Annotated in this window: 17 protein-coding genes, 1 tRNA gene and 2 pseudogenes; 11 read left to right on the top strand and 9 right to left on the bottom strand. The window is 60.9% G+C overall.

Going from position 1 to position 15589, the window contains the following annotated elements; all coding sequences use genetic code 11:
- Positions 1-43: 43 nt before the first annotated feature.
- From lolA to cysG, 5 genes are read left to right on the top strand one after another with little or no spacing between them, the layout of a single operon-like run.
- Entirely contained in the window at positions 44-679 is a 636-nt protein-coding gene (lolA, locus tag B2790_RS22340; RefSeq protein WP_003258873.1) for an outer membrane lipoprotein chaperone LolA, read from the top strand.
- A gap of 12 nt (positions 680-691) precedes the next feature.
- Positions 692-2017 (top strand): replication-associated recombination protein A, encoded by a 1326-nt coding sequence (locus B2790_RS22335; protein ID WP_286919786.1) that lies wholly within the window; start codon positions 692-694, stop codon positions 2015-2017.
- Positions 2014-2388, top strand: a complete 375-nt coding sequence (gene crcB, locus B2790_RS22330) for a fluoride efflux transporter CrcB (RefSeq protein WP_025339771.1) — start codon at positions 2014-2016, stop codon at positions 2386-2388. The genes B2790_RS22335 and crcB overlap by 4 nt, the downstream gene beginning before the upstream one ends.
- 30 nt (positions 2389-2418) lie before the next feature.
- Positions 2419-3699 carry a serine--tRNA ligase gene (serS, locus tag B2790_RS22325; protein ID WP_025339770.1) on the top strand — a complete coding sequence of 427 codons (1281 nt, stop codon included), beginning with the start codon at positions 2419-2421 and terminating at the stop codon, positions 3697-3699.
- A complete protein-coding gene (gene cysG / locus B2790_RS22320) occupies positions 3700-5091 on the top strand; it encodes a siroheme synthase CysG (RefSeq protein WP_013973282.1) in 1392 nt (463 codons plus the stop codon).
- A gap of 33 nt (positions 5092-5124) precedes the next feature.
- Here the strand turns inward: cysG and B2790_RS22315 are convergent, their stop codons facing one another.
- From B2790_RS22315 to B2790_RS22280, 8 genes are all read right to left on the bottom strand, one after another.
- Complete coding sequence (locus B2790_RS22315; protein WP_013973281.1) at positions 5125-6084, bottom strand: glutathione S-transferase family protein; 960 nt, start codon at positions 6082-6084, stop codon at positions 5125-5127.
- 92 nt (positions 6085-6176) lie between these two features.
- Complete coding sequence (locus tag B2790_RS22310; protein WP_286919785.1) at positions 6177-7181, bottom strand: glycosyl transferase family protein; 1005 nt, start codon at positions 7179-7181, stop codon at positions 6177-6179.
- Positions 7178-7513 (bottom strand): TusE/DsrC/DsvC family sulfur relay protein, encoded by a 336-nt coding sequence (locus B2790_RS22305; protein WP_025339766.1) that lies wholly within the window; start codon positions 7511-7513, stop codon positions 7178-7180. The genes B2790_RS22310 and B2790_RS22305 overlap by 4 nt, the downstream gene beginning before the upstream one ends.
- Entirely contained in the window at positions 7510-7806 is a 297-nt protein-coding gene (gene tusB, locus B2790_RS22300) for a sulfurtransferase complex subunit TusB (RefSeq protein WP_085614914.1), read from the bottom strand. The genes B2790_RS22305 and tusB overlap by 4 nt, the downstream gene beginning before the upstream one ends.
- Positions 7806-8165: a sulfurtransferase complex subunit TusC gene (tusC, locus tag B2790_RS22295; RefSeq protein WP_286919784.1), complete on the bottom strand. Its 360-nt coding sequence runs from the start codon at positions 8163-8165 to the stop codon at positions 7806-7808. Before tusC ends, tusB begins: the two co-directional genes overlap by 1 nt.
- A gap of 1 nt (position 8166) precedes the next feature.
- A complete protein-coding gene (tusD, locus tag B2790_RS22290; protein ID WP_061551162.1) occupies positions 8167-8559 on the bottom strand; it encodes a sulfurtransferase complex subunit TusD in 393 nt (130 codons plus the stop codon).
- 279 nt (positions 8560-8838) lie between these two features.
- The gene (locus tag B2790_RS22285; RefSeq protein WP_013973275.1) at positions 8839-10218 is read right to left on the bottom strand and encodes a nucleobase:cation symporter-2 family protein; all 1380 of its coding nucleotides are present in this window, start codon (positions 10216-10218) and stop codon (positions 8839-8841) included.
- A gap of 316 nt (positions 10219-10534) precedes the next feature.
- The gene (locus tag B2790_RS22280; protein ID WP_003251184.1) at positions 10535-11206 is read right to left on the bottom strand and encodes a Bax inhibitor-1/YccA family protein; all 672 of its coding nucleotides are present in this window, start codon (positions 11204-11206) and stop codon (positions 10535-10537) included.
- A 134-nt stretch (positions 11207-11340) separates the two neighbouring features.
- On the opposite strand from B2790_RS22280, the gene B2790_RS22275 reads away from it, so the two are divergent.
- The 3 genes and pseudogenes from B2790_RS22275 to B2790_RS22265 all read left to right on the top strand — a co-directional run bounded on the left by B2790_RS22275 (position 11341) and on the right by B2790_RS22265 (position 12175).
- Positions 11341-11428: transfer RNA gene (locus tag B2790_RS22275), tRNA-Ser, on the top strand.
- Positions 11429-11613: 185 nt separating this feature from the next.
- On the top strand, positions 11614-11850 hold the full coding sequence (locus B2790_RS22270; RefSeq protein WP_080889256.1) for a ribbon-helix-helix domain-containing protein: 237 nt from the start codon (positions 11614-11616) through the stop codon (positions 11848-11850).
- Positions 11847-12175 (top strand): annotated as a pseudogene (locus tag B2790_RS22265) (type II toxin-antitoxin system RelE/ParE family toxin). The gene B2790_RS22270 and the pseudogene B2790_RS22265 overlap by 4 nt, the downstream one beginning before the upstream one ends.
- Positions 12176-12406: 231 nt before the next feature.
- On the opposite strand, the gene B2790_RS22260 reads toward B2790_RS22265, so the two are convergent.
- Positions 12407-13078, bottom strand: a complete 672-nt coding sequence (locus tag B2790_RS22260) for a hypothetical protein (RefSeq protein WP_096010196.1) — start codon at positions 13076-13078, stop codon at positions 12407-12409.
- A gap of 195 nt (positions 13079-13273) precedes the next feature.
- Between B2790_RS22260 and B2790_RS22255 the strand changes: the two genes are divergently transcribed.
- The 3 genes and pseudogenes from B2790_RS22255 to B2790_RS22245 form a co-directional block, all read left to right on the top strand.
- Positions 13274-14620: a hypothetical protein gene (locus B2790_RS22255; protein WP_286919783.1), complete on the top strand. Its 1347-nt coding sequence runs from the start codon at positions 13274-13276 to the stop codon at positions 14618-14620.
- A gap of 70 nt (positions 14621-14690) precedes the next feature.
- Entirely contained in the window at positions 14691-14918 is a 228-nt protein-coding gene (locus B2790_RS22250) for a helix-turn-helix transcriptional regulator (protein WP_041505788.1), read from the top strand.
- Between the two features lie 430 nt (positions 14919-15348).
- Positions 15349-15589, top strand: a pseudogene (locus B2790_RS22245) (inovirus Gp2 family protein); the annotation flags it as partial.

Here is a 15589-nt window from a genome sequence, read left to right as displayed (position 1 = left end):
CAACGGTGGCGCCCGGCCTTTTCAATGCTCGATGAGGACTCCCATGCGCGCGATTCGCATGCTGTTGGTTTCTGCCCTGGCCGCGGCTTCTGTGTCGGCCACCGTATCGGCTTTTGCCGGTGAGCAAGACGTACAACGCCTGACCCAATTGCTGGAAAAGTCGCAGACCATCGAGGCCAACTTTTCCCAACTGACCCTGGACGCCGGCGGCACCAGCCTGCAGGAAACCTCCGGCAAGATGACCGTCAAGCGCCCGGGCCTGTTCTACTGGCACACCGATGCGCCGCAGGAGCAGGTGGTGGTATCCGACGGCAAGAACGTCACCCTGTGGGACCCGGACCTGGAGCAGGCGACCATCAAGAAGCTTGACCAGCGCCTGAACCAGACCCCGGCGCTGCTGCTGTCCGGTGACGTGTCGAAGATCAGCCAGAGCTTCGACATCAGCTCGAAGGAGCAGGGCGAAGTGATGGACTTCACCCTCAAGCCGAAGACCAAGGACACCCTGTTCGACTCGCTGCGCGTGTCGTTCCGCAAGGGCCTGATCAACGACATGCAGCTGATCGACAGCGTCGGCCAGCGCACCAACATCCTGTTCAATGGCGTGAAAGCCAACCAGGCGGTGCCGGACAGCAAGTTCAAGTTCGACATCCCCAAAGGCGCGGACGTCATCAAGGAGTAACCAGAACTCGCCATGGACCTGTTTCGAAGCGAACCCGTCGCCCAGCCCCTGGCCGCTCGCCTGCGCCCGTCCAACCTGGACGAGTACGTCGGCCAGGAGCACCTGCTGGCGCGCGGCAAACCGCTGCGCGAGGCGCTGGAGCAGGGTGCGCTGCACTCGATGATCTTCTGGGGGCCGCCAGGGGTGGGCAAGACCACTCTCGCGCGGCTGCTGGCGCAGTTCTGCGACGCGCACTTCGAAACGGTGTCGGCGGTACTGGCCGGGGTGAAGGAAATTCGCCAGGCGGTCGAGGTGGCCAAGCAGCAGGCTGGCCAGTACGGCCGCCGTACCATCCTGTTCGTCGACGAAGTGCACCGCTTCAACAAGTCGCAGCAGGATGCCTTCCTGCCCTATGTGGAAGACGGCACCCTGCTGTTCATTGGCGCCACCACCGAAAACCCGTCGTTCGAGCTGAACAACGCATTGCTGTCGCGGGCGCGGGTGTATGTGCTCAAGAGCCTGGACGAGGCGGCGCTGCGCAAGCTGGTCAACCGCGCGCTGACTGAAGAACGCGGCCTGGGCAAGCGCAACCTGCGGGTTGGTGACGACGCCTTCAAGATGCTGATGGCCGCCGCCGATGGTGATGGCCGGCGCATGCTCAACTTCCTGGAAAACGCCTCGGACCTGGCTGAAGACGGCAGCGAGATCGACGTCGAGATGCTGCAGAGCCTGCTCGGCGACAGCCGCCGCCGCTTCGACAAGGGGGGCGAGGCGTTCTACGACCAGATTTCCGCGCTGCACAAGTCGGTGCGCGGCTCCAACCCCGATGGCGCCCTGTACTGGTTCGCGCGCATGCTCGACGGCGGCTGCGACCCGCTGTACATCGCCCGCCGCGTGGTGCGCATGGCCAGCGAGGACATCGGCAACGCCGACCCGCGGGCGCTCAGCCTGTGCCTGGCGGCCTGGGATGTGCAAGAGCGCCTGGGCAGCCCCGAGGGCGAACTGGCGGTGGCCCAGGCCATCACCTACCTCGCCTGCGCACCGAAGAGCAACGCGGTATACATGGGCTTCAAGACCGCCCTGCGCGAGGCTGCCGAGCACGGTTCGCTGGAAGTGCCGCTGCACCTGCGCAACGCCCCGACCAAGCTGATGAAGCAACTGGGCTATGGCGACGAGTACCGCTATGCCCACGATGAACCCGACGCCTATGCCGCGGGCGAAGACTACTTCCCCGAGGAGCTCGAGCCGCGCCAGTACTACCAGCCGGTGCCCCGTGGCCTGGAACTGAAGATTGGCGAGAAGCTGCGCCACCTGGCCGACCTTGACCGCAACAGCCCCCGCCGCCGGAGAAAACCGTGATTGCACTGATTGCCGCCGTCAGCGCTGGCGGTATTGCCGGTACCTTGTTGCGCTTTGCTACCACCAACTGGGTGGCTGCCCACTGGCCACGGCACTTCTATCTCGGTACGCTGGCGGTCAACCTGGTTGGCTGCCTGCTGATCGGCCTGCTCTATGGCCTGTTCCTGCACAAGCCGATCGTGCCGGTCGAGCTGCGCGCCGGGCTGATCGTCGGCTTCCTTGGTGGCCTGACGACTTTTTCCTCCTTTTCGCTGGATACCGTACGCCTGCTGGAAAGCGGGCAAGTGCCGCTGGCTCTGGGCTATACCGGTATCAGCGTGGTGGGCGGGCTGCTCGCGACCTGGGCCGGCCTGTCCCTGACCCGATTCTGAACCAACACCTACACATAACGAGAGAACGATATGCTCGATTCCAAACTGTTACGCGGCCAACTTCAGGAAGTGGCGGATCGCCTGGCCTCCCGTGGCTTCAGCCTGGATGTCGCGCGCATCGAATCACTGGAAGAGCGCCGCAAGGCTGTGCAGACCCGCACCGAGCAGCTGCAGGCCGAGCGTAACGCCCGTTCCAAGTCCATCGGCCAGGCCAAGGCCAAGGGCGAAGACATTGCGCCGCTGATGGCCGACGTCGAGCGCATGGCCAACGAACTGGCTGCCGGCAAGACCGAGCTGGACGGCATTCAGGCCGAACTGGATGGCATCCTGCTGACCATTCCCAACCTGCCGGACGCCAGCGTACCGGTCGGTGCCAGCGAAGACGACAACGTCGAAGTGCGCCGTTGGGGCACGCCGAAGGCTTTCGACTTCGAAATCAAGGACCACGTCGCCCTTGGCGAAGTCAGCGGTGGCCTGGACTTCGAAGCCGCCGCCAAGCTGTCTGGCGCACGCTTTGCCGTGTTGCGCGGCCCGATCGCCCGCCTGCACCGCGCCCTGGCGCAGTTCATGATCAACCTGCACACCGGCGAGCACGGCTACGAGGAGCACTACACCCCGTACCTGGTCCAGGCCCCGGCCCTGCAGGGCACCGGCCAGCTGCCGAAGTTCGAGGAAGACCTGTTCAAGATCAGCCGCGAAGGCGAGGCCGACTTCTACCTGATCCCGACCGCCGAAGTGTCGCTGACCAACCTGGTGGCCGGTGAAATCCTCGACGCCAAGCAGCTGCCACTGAAACTGGTTGCCCACACCCCGTGCTTCCGCAGCGAAGCCGGTGCTTCCGGCCGTGACACCCGCGGCATGATCCGCCAGCACCAGTTCGACAAGGTCGAGATGGTGCAGGTGGTCGAGCCGTCCAAGTCGATGGAAGCCCTGGAAGGCCTGACTGCCAACGCCGAGCGCGTGCTGCAGCTGCTGGAGCTGCCGTACCGCGTGCTGGCCCTGTGCACCGGCGACATGGGCTTTGGTGCGGTGAAGACCTACGACCTGGAAGTGTGGGTGCCAAGCCAGGACAAGTACCGCGAAATCAGCTCGTGCTCCAACTGCGGTGACTTCCAGGCGCGCCGCATGCAGGCCCGCTGGCGCAACCCGGAAACCGGCAAGCCAGAGCTGGTGCACACCCTCAACGGCTCCGGCCTGGCCGTAGGCCGTACCCTGGTTGCCGTGCTGGAAAACTACCAGCAGGCCGACGGTTCGATCCGTGTGCCGGAAGTGCTGAAGCCTTACATGGGCGGTGTCGAGGTTATCCGCTAAATGGATTACCTGCCGCTGTTCCACAAGCTGCAGGGCGGCCGCGTGCTGGTCGTTGGCGGCGGTGAGATCGCCTTGCGCAAGGCGCGCCTGCTGGCCGATGCCGGCGCCGCGCTGCGCGTGGTGGCACCGGATGTCGACGGCCAGCTGGCCGCGCTGGCCCGGGAAGGTGGCGGCGAGGTGCTGGTGCGCGGCTATCAGGCAGCCGACCTGGTCGGTTGCCGGCTGGTGATCGCGGCCACCGACGACCCCGGGCTCAATGCCCAGGTGTCGGCGGATGCGCAGGCCCTCAGCCTGCCGGTCAACGTGGTGGATGCGCCGGCCCTGTGCACGGTGATCTTCCCGGCGATCGTCGACCGTTCGCCGTTGGTGGTTGCGGTGTCCAGTGGCGGTGATGCTCCGGTGCTGGCGCGTTTGATTCGCGCCAAGCTGGAGGCCTGGATCCCGTCCGCCTATGGCGAGCTGGCCGGCTTGGCCGCGCGCTTCCGCGACAAGGTCAAGGCCTTGTACCCGGATGTCAACCAGCGCCGTGGCTTCTGGGAAACCGTGTTTCAGGGGCCGATTGCCGAGCGCCAGCTGGCCGGGCAGGGCGCCGAGGCCGAGCGCCTGTTGCAGGCGATGGTCGACGGTGCGCCGGTGCAGCAGGGCGGTGAGGTGTACCTGGTGGGGGCGGGCCCGGGCGATCCGGACTTGCTGACCTTCCGTGCCTTGCGCCTGATGCAGCAGGCCGACGTGGTGCTGTACGACCGCCTGGTGGCACCGGCGATCATCGAGATGTGCCGCCGCGATGCCGAGCGTATCTACGTGGGCAAGCGTCGCGCCGACCATGCCGTGCCTCAGGACCAGATCAACCGCCTGCTGGTCGACCTGGCCCGGCAGGGCAAGCGTGTGCTGCGCCTGAAGGGCGGCGACCCGTTCATCTTCGGCCGGGGCGGCGAAGAGATCGAAGAATTGGCCGAGCATGGCATCCCGTTCCAGGTGGTGCCGGGCATTACCGCGGCCAGTGGGTGTTCCGCCTATGGTGGAATTCCGCTGACTCACCGCGACTATGCCCAGTCGGTACGTTTCGTGACCGGGCACCTGAAGGATGGCACCAGCAACCTGCCTTGGCATGACCTGGTGGCGCCGGCACAGACCTTGGTGTTCTACATGGGCTTGGTGGGCTTGCCGACCATCTGCGCCGAGCTGATTCGCCATGGCCGTGCGGCCAGTACCCCGGCGGCGCTGGTGCAGCAGGGGACTACGCGTAATCAGCGGGTGTTCACCGGCACCTTGGCGGACTTGCCGGACCTGGTGGCCCAGCATGAAGTGCATGCGCCGACCCTGGTGATTGTCGGGGAAGTGGTGCAGTTGCGTGACAAGCTGGCCTGGTTCGAAGGTTCGCAGAACAGTTGAAATCGTTGGGGCTGCAGAGCAGCCCCTGCAATCTCAAGCCTGCCAAATCCCCTTGCCTGCCAACCGCTCCCGATCATGCGGCAGGTTGAAGTCTTGCAGCGGCCCCTTGGGCACGATCCCGTTCGGGTTGATGGTCTTGTGGCTCATGTAGTAGTGCTTCTGGATATGCTCCATGTCCACTGTGCCCGCCACCCCCGGCCACTGGTACAGCTCACGCAGCCAGTTCGACAGGTTGTGATAATCGCTCAGGCGGCGCAGGTTGCACTTGAAATGCCCGTGGTACACCGCATCGAAGCGCACAAGGGTGGTGAACAGGCGCACATCGGCCTCGGTCAGGTATTCCCCGGCCAGGTAGCGGTTGCGGCTCAGCAAGTCTTCCAGGTAGTCAAGTTCGTTGAACACTTCGTCAAACGCAGCCTCGTAGGCTTCCTGCGTAGTGGCGAAGCCTGCGCGATACACGCCGTTGTTCACCGCCGGGTAGATGCGCTCGTTCAGCGCCTCGATGGTCGGGCGCAGCGGCTCTGGGTACAGGTCCAGTGTATTGCCGGTCAGTTCGTTGAACGCGCTGTTGAAGATGCGGATGATCTCCGACGACTCGTTGTTGACGATGCGTTTCTCTTTCTTGTCCCACAGCACCGGTACAGTCACGCGGCCAGTGTAGTGCGGGTCATCTTGGGTGTAGCGCTGGTGCAGGTACTGCAGCGCGTCGAGGTGGTCACCGCTGGAGCCTTGCTGCTGGTCGAAAGTCCAGCCATGGTCCTGCATCAGCCAGCTGACCACCGACACATCGATCAACGGCTCCAGGCCCTTGAGGGCACGGAAGATCAGGGTGCGGTGTGCCCATGGGCAGGCCAGCGAGACGTACAGGTGGTAACGGCCAGCTTCGGGAGCGGGCAGCTGATTGCGGCGTTGGGCGTTTTCGCGTTTGAACGTGCCGTCCTTGCCGTTTTCATACCACTGGTCATGCCAGCGGCCATCGATCAAAAGGCCCATGGTGAGCTCCTCGGAACAAAGTTGTTTGTCGTTGGAGCCCAGTCTAGGGGAAAACGTTCGAATAACTAGCGCAAAGACTGCACTCTTACTATCTAGTTATTCGATTGGTTGCGTGCGCCCCAGTAACCACATGCCGTGGCGAAAGCCTGCTCGCGGTCCTGGCCCAGGCCGCGCAGGGCCAGGGCGATGGTCGCGACCACAGCCATTTCACCGTAGCTGTCCTCGGCCTCGCCGCGCCAGACCGCCAGCAATTGCTCGGGCTGCAGGCTTGGCGGCTTCACGTGGCGGCGTTCGCTCAGCGCTGGCCATTCCTCGTCCCAGGCTTCGCCGGCAGTGGTGCCGTACAGATGGCTGATGACATCGGGGTTAACCTCGATCTCGCCGCCATCGCCCTTGATTACCAAGGCATGGTCGCCCAGCAGGCGGCTGGCCTCGCGGTGCACCGCCTGGTAACCGGGGTGGAAGATGCTCTGCAGGCCACAACGCGCAGCCAGCGGGTTGAGCACCCGGGCCAGCGAATGGATGGGCGAACGCAGGCCCAGGGTGTTGCGCAGGTCGATCATGCGCTGCAACTGCGGCGCCCAGTCCTGCAGCGGGAAGAAGGCCAGGCGCTGCTGGTCCAGGGCCCGGCTGACCGCAGCCCAGTCACGGCATAGCGGGATTTCCAGCAAGGACAGCAGTTGCTCGGTGTACATGCGCCCGGCAGTGTGTGCACCGCCACCGTGCATCAGGATGCGCACGCCATTGTTGGCCAGGCATTTGGCAGCCAGCAGGTACCAGGGCAGGTGGCGCTTCTTGCCGGCGTAGGTGGGCCAGTCAAGGTCAACGGCGATGCGCGGCGCCTGCAGGTGGGCGCGCAGGGCCTCGGTGAAGCCGGCCAGTTCTTCGGCGCTTTCTTCCTTGTGCCGCAGCAGCATGAGAAAGGCACCGAGCTGGGCATCTTCGACCTTGCCTTCCAGCAGCAGGGTCATGGCCGTGCGGGCCTCTTCACGGGTCAGGCCACGCGCGCCGCGCTTGCCTTTGCCAAGAATGCGCACGAACTCGGCGAACGGGTGTTCGGTAGGGGTTTCCAAGGTAAGCGGGCGAGGTTCTGTCATATGCAGTTGGTCGGCTTGGGCAGGCCCGCCAGCTTGGCGGCCAGTTTGGCGGGAGTGCCGTTGAACAGGCGGTTGAGGTGCGGGCTGTTGCCCTTGTCCGGGCCCAGTTTGAGGGCCGTGTACTTGATCAGCGGGCGCGTGGCCGGGGACAGCTGGTATTCCTGATAGAACTGGCGCAGCAGTTCGAGGATTTCCCAGTGGTCCGCCGTCAACGGGATGCCCTCGCGCGCGGCCAAAGCCTCGGCGGCGGCATGCGACCAGTCTTGCAGGTCGACCAGGAAGCCGTCCTTGTCCAGGGCGATCGCCTGATCGCCAACGTTGAGGGTATTCATAGCCAGCTGTTGACCTTGTCGTAATGCAGCGACAATTCGACGAACCCGGCGTAGTCCACGGCCTTGGCCAGCTCGTTGCCGACCGCGCGGGCCTGCACGTCTTCTTCCAGGGCGAACAGGCGCTGGGCCAGGCCGGCGGCTTGCAGCTGTTGGTGCGGTTCGCTGCCGCTGCGCAGGGCATATACAGCATCGCCGCACAGCAGCAGGGCGTCGTCGGTGCCGAGCAGGCGCAGGCAGCTGGCCAGGCGCTCGTCGCCAAACGGGGAGTGGGCAATTACATGCAGGGTCGTCATCAGAGCGTTACCACCTGGTCGAAACGGGCGATCAGTGCGGTCAGGGCCGCGTCGTCCAGCACTTGCACCGGCAGTGTCAGAGTGTCGGCTACCAGGCCGCGGCGAGTGAGGCTGTGGCTGCAGGCGAACAGTTCCTCGACGCCGAACATTGGCAGCGCCTGCAAGTTGGCGGCCAGGTTCTTCTGTTGCACGGCGGTGGGCTGCTGGTCCGCAGCGAGCTGGAACACGCCGTCATCGAGGAACAGCATGCCCAGTGGCAGATCGAACGCGCCGCCAGCCAGGGCGATGTCCAGTGCTTCACGGGCCGATGGGCCGTTCCAGGGCGCCTGGCGGCTGATGATCAACAAGGATTTGGCCATTTCAGTCGCCTCCGAAGCAGACAAGCCGATCGGCAACTTGCGCCGCCTCATGCAGCTGGCCAAGCCCCGACAGCTCCCAAGGCTTGGGCAGGTTCACGGCCGGGCGCTGGTAGCGGTTGGCCTCGGCCTCGTCGAGCACGCCACGGCGCAGGGCGGCGGCGATGCACACCACTGCGTCCAGCTGGTGGGCTGCAATGAACTCGCGCCATTGGCTGGCAACATCCAGCTCGTCCTGGGGGGCGACCACGTTGGCCGAGGCACTGTGAACCCCGTCCTGATAGAAGAACAGCCGGGCAATCTCATGCCCGCCGGCCAGCACCGCCTCGGCGTAGCGCAGGGCGCGCCGCGAGGAGGGCGCATGGGCCGGGGAGAACACCGCGATAGCGAATTTCATGGATAACTCATGCAAAAGGAATGGTGCCATGATAAAGCAAAAAAGCCCGCGCCCGCTTGTACATGGCGGGGCGGGCTTTTTGTCTTGAACCAATCTGAAGGCCGGCGCTATCCCTGTAGGGGCAACGGCCTTGTGTTGTCTGTACTGGCCTCATCGCTGGCAAGCCAGGCTCCTACAGGGACTGCGCATGGCTTCAGATCAATGCGGTCGAGGTGGGAGCTGGCTTGCCTGCGATGGGCTGCGCAGCAGCCCCATGGCCCTGACAGAAGGACTCCAGGCTCAAGCCTGTTCCTTGCTCTCCGGCAAGAACCAGTTCAACACCAGGGCACAGATACCCCCGGTAGCCACGCCCGACTCCAGCACATTGCGAATCGCCGCCGGCATGTGCGCCAGGAACTCCGGCACCTGCGCCACACCCAGGCCCAGGGCCAGGGATACAGCGATGATCAGCAGGGCACGACGGTCCAGGCGGGTGCTGGCCAGGATATTGATCCCCGAGGCCGCAACCGCCCCGAACATGACCATGGCCGCACCACCCAGCACCGGCTCCGGCACCGCCTGAATCACCCCGGCAACGCTCGGGAACAGCCCCAGCAGCACCAGCATCACGGCAATCCACATACCGATATGGCGGCTGGCGATCCCGGTCAGCTGAATCACGCCATTGTTCTGGGCAAAGATCGAGCTTGGGAAGGTGTTGAACAAACCGGCCAGCAGCGAGTTGGCCCCGTTCACCAGCACACCGCCCTTGATCCGCTGCATCCACACCGGCCCTTCGACCGGCTGGCGCGACACCTTGCTGGTGGCGGTGACATCACCGATGGCTTCCAGCGAAGTTACCAGGTAGATCACCAGCATCGGGATGAACAGTGCCCAGGAGAAGCCCAGGCCGAAGTGCAGCGGCGTCGGCACCTGGAACAGCGCGGCTTCGTGCATGCCGGTGAAATCCAGGCGGCCCAGGTAACCGGCCAGCGCATAGCCGACCGCCAGGGCGATAACGATGGCGCAGCTGCGCATCCACACCACCGGAATGCGGTTGAGGATGACGATGATCGCCAGCACCACGCCCGACAGCAGCAGGTTCTCGCCATTGGCGAAGGTGCCATTGGCCATGGCGCCGAAGCCACCACCCATGCTGATCAGGCCGACCTTGATCAGAGTCAGGCCGATCATCAGCACCACGATGCCGGTTACCAGCGGGGTGATCAGGCGTTTGACGAAGGGCAGGATGCGCGACACGCCCATCTCGACGAACGAGCCGGCGATTACCACACCAAAGATGGCCGCCATCACGCCTTCTACCGGCGTACCTTGCTTGACCATCAGCGCCCCGCCGGCAATCAGCGGGCCGACGAAGTTGAAGCTGGTGCCCTGGACGATCAGCAGCCCGGCACCGAACGGCCCGAAGCGTTTGCACTGGACGAAGGTGGCGATACCCGAGATGACCAGCGACATGGAGACGATCAGGTTGGTATCACGTGCGGAAACCCCCAGCGCCTGGCAAATCAGCAGGCCAGGGGTGACGATCGGCACGATGATCGCCAACAGATGCTGCAGTGCTGCCAGCAGGCCGATCAACAGCCGTGGCTTGTCCTCAAGACCAAGCACCAGTTCATTGGCAGGCGCCGCCGCGCCTGGGCTGTGTTCGTGTGAGCTCATTGCGAAAAGCTGCCCCGGAAGAAAAAAGGAGCGCATTCTACGGGGTGATGGCGAATTGGGGTAGAGAAAAGCACGATGGCGGCATGATCGACGACCATTTGCCTGATTATCTGACCTTATGGTCAGTTATTGTGCGCTTTTCCCAGGAGTCGAACCTGTGGGAGCGGGCGTGCCCGCGAAGAATGCGACTCGGTGTATGGCACCGGCTTCGCCGGTGTTCGCGGGCTCGCCCGCTCCCACAAGGCTCTACCTGAATCGATGAGTTGAGTGCCCACAAAAAAGCCCGCCGAAGCGGGCTTTCTCTTGCAGCAATCAATCAGTCATCACGACCCATGATGCCAAACAGCTGCAACAGGCTGACAAACAGGTTGTAGATCGACACATACAGGCTGATGGTCGCCATGATGTAGTTACGCTCGCCACCGTGAATGATCGCGCTGGTCTGGAACAGGATGCAGACCGACGAGAACAGCACGAAGCCAGCGCTGATCGCTAGTTGCAGGCCGCTGATCTGGAAGAAGAAGCTGGCCACTACAGCACCCAGCAGGACAAAGAAGCCCGCAGTGATGAAGCCGCTGAGGAAGCTCATGTCCTTGCGGGTAATCAGCACATAAGCCGACAGACCACCGAACACCAATGCAGTCATGGCAAATGCCGAGCTGACCACCTCGGCGCCACCGGCCATGCCCAGGTAGCGGTTGAGGATAGGGCCGAGGATAAAGCCCATGAAGCCGGTGAGGGCGAAGGTGGACACCAGGCCCCAGGCCGAATCACGCAGTTTGTTGGTAAGGAAGAACAGCCCGTAGAAGCCGATCAGCACTACGAACACGTTCGGGTAGCCGACGCGCATCTGCTGGGCCACGAAGGCCATGACACCGCTGAAGGCGAGGGTGAGCGCCAGCAGACTGTACGTGTTGCGCAGGACCTTGCTGATCTCCTGCTGCTCGACCTGCTGGCCGTGGTGTACGGCGTAATCCTGTTCGCGCATGGCGACACTCCTTGGTAAACCTGTGGTTTTCAGACGTTCAGATGCTAGGAGTCTATCAGAGCTCCCGCAACCCGCGACACAGAGAGTTTGACAGCTTGTTTCATTACGGTATTATGGCGGCCGCAAAACGAGCTGGAAGCGTGGCCGAGTGGTTTAAGGCAACGGTCTTGAAAACCGTCGATGGGCAACTATCCTAGAGTTCGAATCTCTACGCTTCCGCCATATTTTTCATCAAAGCCCCTGAAAATGGGGCTTTTTTGTGGGTGGCTGCTTTTCTACCCATGTTTGTACCCACTCCAGAGAGGCTGCCATTGGCGTGGTTTTAGGCTTGAACTCGAGTTGAGTGCCCTGACCAGCGTGGGTTGGGGCTGTACAATTTTGCAAACTTGTCAAATGCGGACGAAACCATGAGCACCATGAACACCTGTCTGCCAGTTGCCCTCAAGTCCTTAGTCGATGATCAGATTAGCCAGCGAAGCTACGGCACCAGTAGCGAATATGTGCGGGAACTGATTCGCAAGTACCAGGATCGGCATCATCTACGTAGCTTGCTATTGGCTGGGGCTGAATCGGCCCAGGCTGCTCCTGTGGATGGTGATTATTTCGAATCTCTGCGCGCGAAGGTTCGTAAGGCTCGAGGATGAAGGTCAAGCCCGTCATTCCACGAACTCTTGCCAACAAGACGTAGAAGACGCTATCAGCTATTACCTTGGCGAGCAGGCCGAGCTGGCTGTACTCGGTTTTATCGATGCCTTGGAAAGGACTTATATCCACATCAGTCGGCATCCGGCCCTGGGTTCAGCTCGGGACGCTCATGGGTTGGATCTGCCGGGATTGCTCTATTGGCCACTGAAGCGCTATCCCTACTTGGTGTTCTATGTCGAACGCGATGACCATGTCGATGTTCAGCGCATTTTACACGGTATGCGGGATATTCCTGAATGGTTGGTTGAAAGCGCTTCCCATTAGTGGCAGTAGAGGTTGTGCTTGGATGGTGGATATCTTCTGCTTGCGCTCAATTGGTTTCGATAAGCAGTCTGTCGGTCGCTTAGGGAAGAGCATCTGCTCTGATTTGGTTGAGCCTTATCGAGGTGTCTATCCGGCCGTGCTTGGTTGTAAAAATGCGAAGCGCGTCTTCAATTCGTGTCTCTAGCATGTTTCATCGGCGTGTAACTGGAGCGCCTGAGATTGGAAGGTCAATTACGAATGCTCCCGTTCGGTTGTTATGGTATCTCTGAAGGCGATGTAGGTTAGCGCGTTGTTGAGCTCCTTCATTCTGGGCTCAACGAGTTGTTTGATGTCATCGTCGCTGGCTGCAGGTGGCTTATCTTCAGGCCACATGAGTTCCCAGCGAGCAAGAAGCTCTAGACATCGTTTCAGGTGTTTCAGCGTCTCATCCCGCTGAGCCGTTAGGAAGGCAGCGCGCTGCTGACCATTTTTACGTTCCAGGGCGACTGCGGTCTTGAGCTGCTTTTCATAATTCTTTTGGATTTCGACGGCCTCGCCCTCTTGGGTGATGAGCCTAGCGACCAACGCCGCCTCGCTAACTTTGTGTCGCCTGGCGAGAGAGGTCAGTTTGCTGATTGTCTCCTTGCTAAGGGTGAGCGTCAGAGGCTTCCTGCCATTGCTATCCGAGCGATAGCGGCGTTGCCGTATGGTCCCTTGCAGTCTGAAAACAACGTCCGGCCGTTCCCTCTGGAGTTTCCTGATCACAGAAACCACGCTCTCGTACGTGTCAAGGCGTGTGAACGGATTGGGCGCTAACGACTTTATGTGATCGGGCTCAAGCGCTTGCACGAGATAGTCGGCAGCCCAATGCCACTCACCACCTTGCTTGCGTAGCCACCTCAAAGGTTTTTCAGGTTCTGACATTCCATCCTCCCAGCGGGAAATCGGGCCTGTACCGAAGCCTCGCGCTTAGCTGGAATATATAGCGTTACTGTAACGTTATCAAACGTCACATGCCACGCTTTGGCTTTGCTGGTGCTGCGAGGGTGATCGTTGCGTATTTCGTTTCGTCTCCTAGATATAGGGTATATTTACGGTGAAAAAATAAGGTGTTTCTCGATGCTTCCCAGAATTCTCGACGCAAGGCTGAGGTTTGTTAACTCTGATTCGAAGTTCTTCCTGATTGCTTTCTGGAGTTGCTACGGTGCTGCCACCCCCCGAAGCTGCTCGGTGAAGCAACTCGCCGAAGACCTGAAGCTTCCGGGGCACACTGTGTCCAAGGTGTTGGCTCATCTGGTTGAAGCCAGGGTGCTGACGGTATCCGCACGGCCTGAAGGAAAGGGGAGACCCAAATGCATCTTCGAGGTGAGTGAAGCCACTCAATCTCTGCTACGGGAAATTGAGGAGAGGCATTTGGGGCATCCGGAGTTGCTTGAGCGGCTTTTGAGTGGCGAGCGCATCAGGGCAACTTGGGCAGGTTGGAAGGAAGGCCTCGACCCGACGTCAACCTCCAATCATGGTACGCGGGAAGGGAGGCAAGTGGCGCCTGTGCGGTTGGGGCAACTCAGTTTGGCGAATCGTTTGCTACTCATGATCTTGATCAGCCACGCAGATCCGTTCGGGGTTGTCAGGGGACTGAGCAGTCGAGAGCTCTGCTCACGGGCTGGGATGGAGGGCAACTGCTTGAAGCAACGCTTGCGAAGACTGATCGAGCTGGGCTTCATTCGTAGGCATATCCCTGGGATTGCGAGTTCCGTCTTTGCCAGGAAGCTCACCAGCATCTATCTGCTCAATTTGAACCACCTGCAGCTATCTCCGGTGCGTGATGTGGTATCCACCGCTGTGCATCAGGCACTTGATGACCCAAATCGAGACTGTAATCACGTGACGGCTGTTTGGCGGGATCGGGAATCCTTTTTGAACCAGCGTGAATACCACATCCCTCAGAGCGTGGTGCGCCTTTTCAGGAAGGCGCCCAAGCACACCTTTGATCAGCTTGAGTTCTTTATCTGTGACTGCGCATCAGGCTTCCTCTCACGCCACTGGGCTGGTGCTGACCCGGCTGCGTGGAGAAAGGTGCGTGATGTTGATTTAGCGGTGAAGAAGCAGATCGCTGATTTCTTTCGGCAGCCAATGGTTGATCCGAAGAATGGGGCCACCTTGGATCACGACGAGCTTATCGACTTTTTCGAGCGACTGGTATTTCAAGTCGCAAACGAGTACGCCAAGCGCTTTTCAGAGTTAGCTGCCGTTTCCTTTGATGAAGTCGATTTCATGCTGCTGCCGGGCCATGTGTCGATAGGTCACGAGCACGTCGCTATGTTGTTTAAAGGGCCGCCGGATCGTGACCAGGAACATTGGCTGGTCACTAGAGCGTACGACGATCCGGAAGTCACGAGAATGGCTAGAGAGGCGGATATAGAATTGGACGTTCGTCAAAATGCGGGGCTGCTTACACCGCCTTGAGCGGTTGGTGAGGCCGCGTTTTTATATACCGACCTTGCCCATCCTCTGAACGAATACGAGGAGCCCGTTCATGAGGATCATCCGCCTGAAAGAAGTCATCGACTCGACCGGCTTGGCCCGGTCGACCATCTACAAATACATCGGGGAGGGCACTTTCCCGAGGCCGGTCCCGCTGGGGGAGCGTCGTGTCGCCTGGGTCGAAAGTGAAGTCCATGACTGGATCCTGGCAAGAATTGAGGAGCGCGATTCAACCGAGGACTCGCTAAGTCGACATAGCCGCCTGGGAGGCGTCGGTTAACCATCAATCATAATTGCCATGGCTGGCTGAGGCTGGTCATGGCAATTATGCGAGGTGAGGCGATAGGCCTCAGAAGCCACTGTCATTCGATGGGCCCTAATGCTGCACCTCATTGATATCTATCGGGAGGGTAGGAGGTCAGTATCTAGCTGTGCCAAGCCCGACGAGAGATGGTTTATTTCCGGAATGACTCTGGATGGAAATTTACCGGCGTGGCCGGAGAAAAGCACTCCTCGACCACGGCATAGCCGGGAGCATCATGTGCGGTGTGGGTAATATGCTTTTACTGGTTATTTCTGACCCGGCACTTTAGAGCGAAGCGCTTCCTACCGGTAGAGTTCTGCCTGATGCATGTAGCAGCTAGGGCGAGAGCACGGTAAAAAAATACATAACAACAAACAGGTTATGAACCAAGCCAGGAATCATAACCATGTCCAGTCTTCTCAATAACTCTAAACGTCAACTGCTTCGTCATCCCGACAATGCAAATCTCAGACTGTATTACGACGACACCTTTGAAGGTTTTCCCCTGATGGTCGAGAAGGGGCCCTTCATTCGAGAGTACTTGTCCTGCCTCCGGCACACCATCGACCTCACGCTAGATCAATATCCAAGGGTGGTAGCGTTCAGAGTAGATCTTCACCTTCCCCTAGGGAAACTCCGAACAAGTT

This window comes from Pseudomonas sp. UBA6753 (genome assembly GCF_002453565.1).
GTDB lineage: Bacteria > Pseudomonadota > Gammaproteobacteria > Pseudomonadales > Pseudomonadaceae > Aquipseudomonas > Aquipseudomonas putida_Z.
Note: the sequence above shows the minus strand (reverse complement) of the source record. Positions and strands in the feature narration are given on the sequence as shown.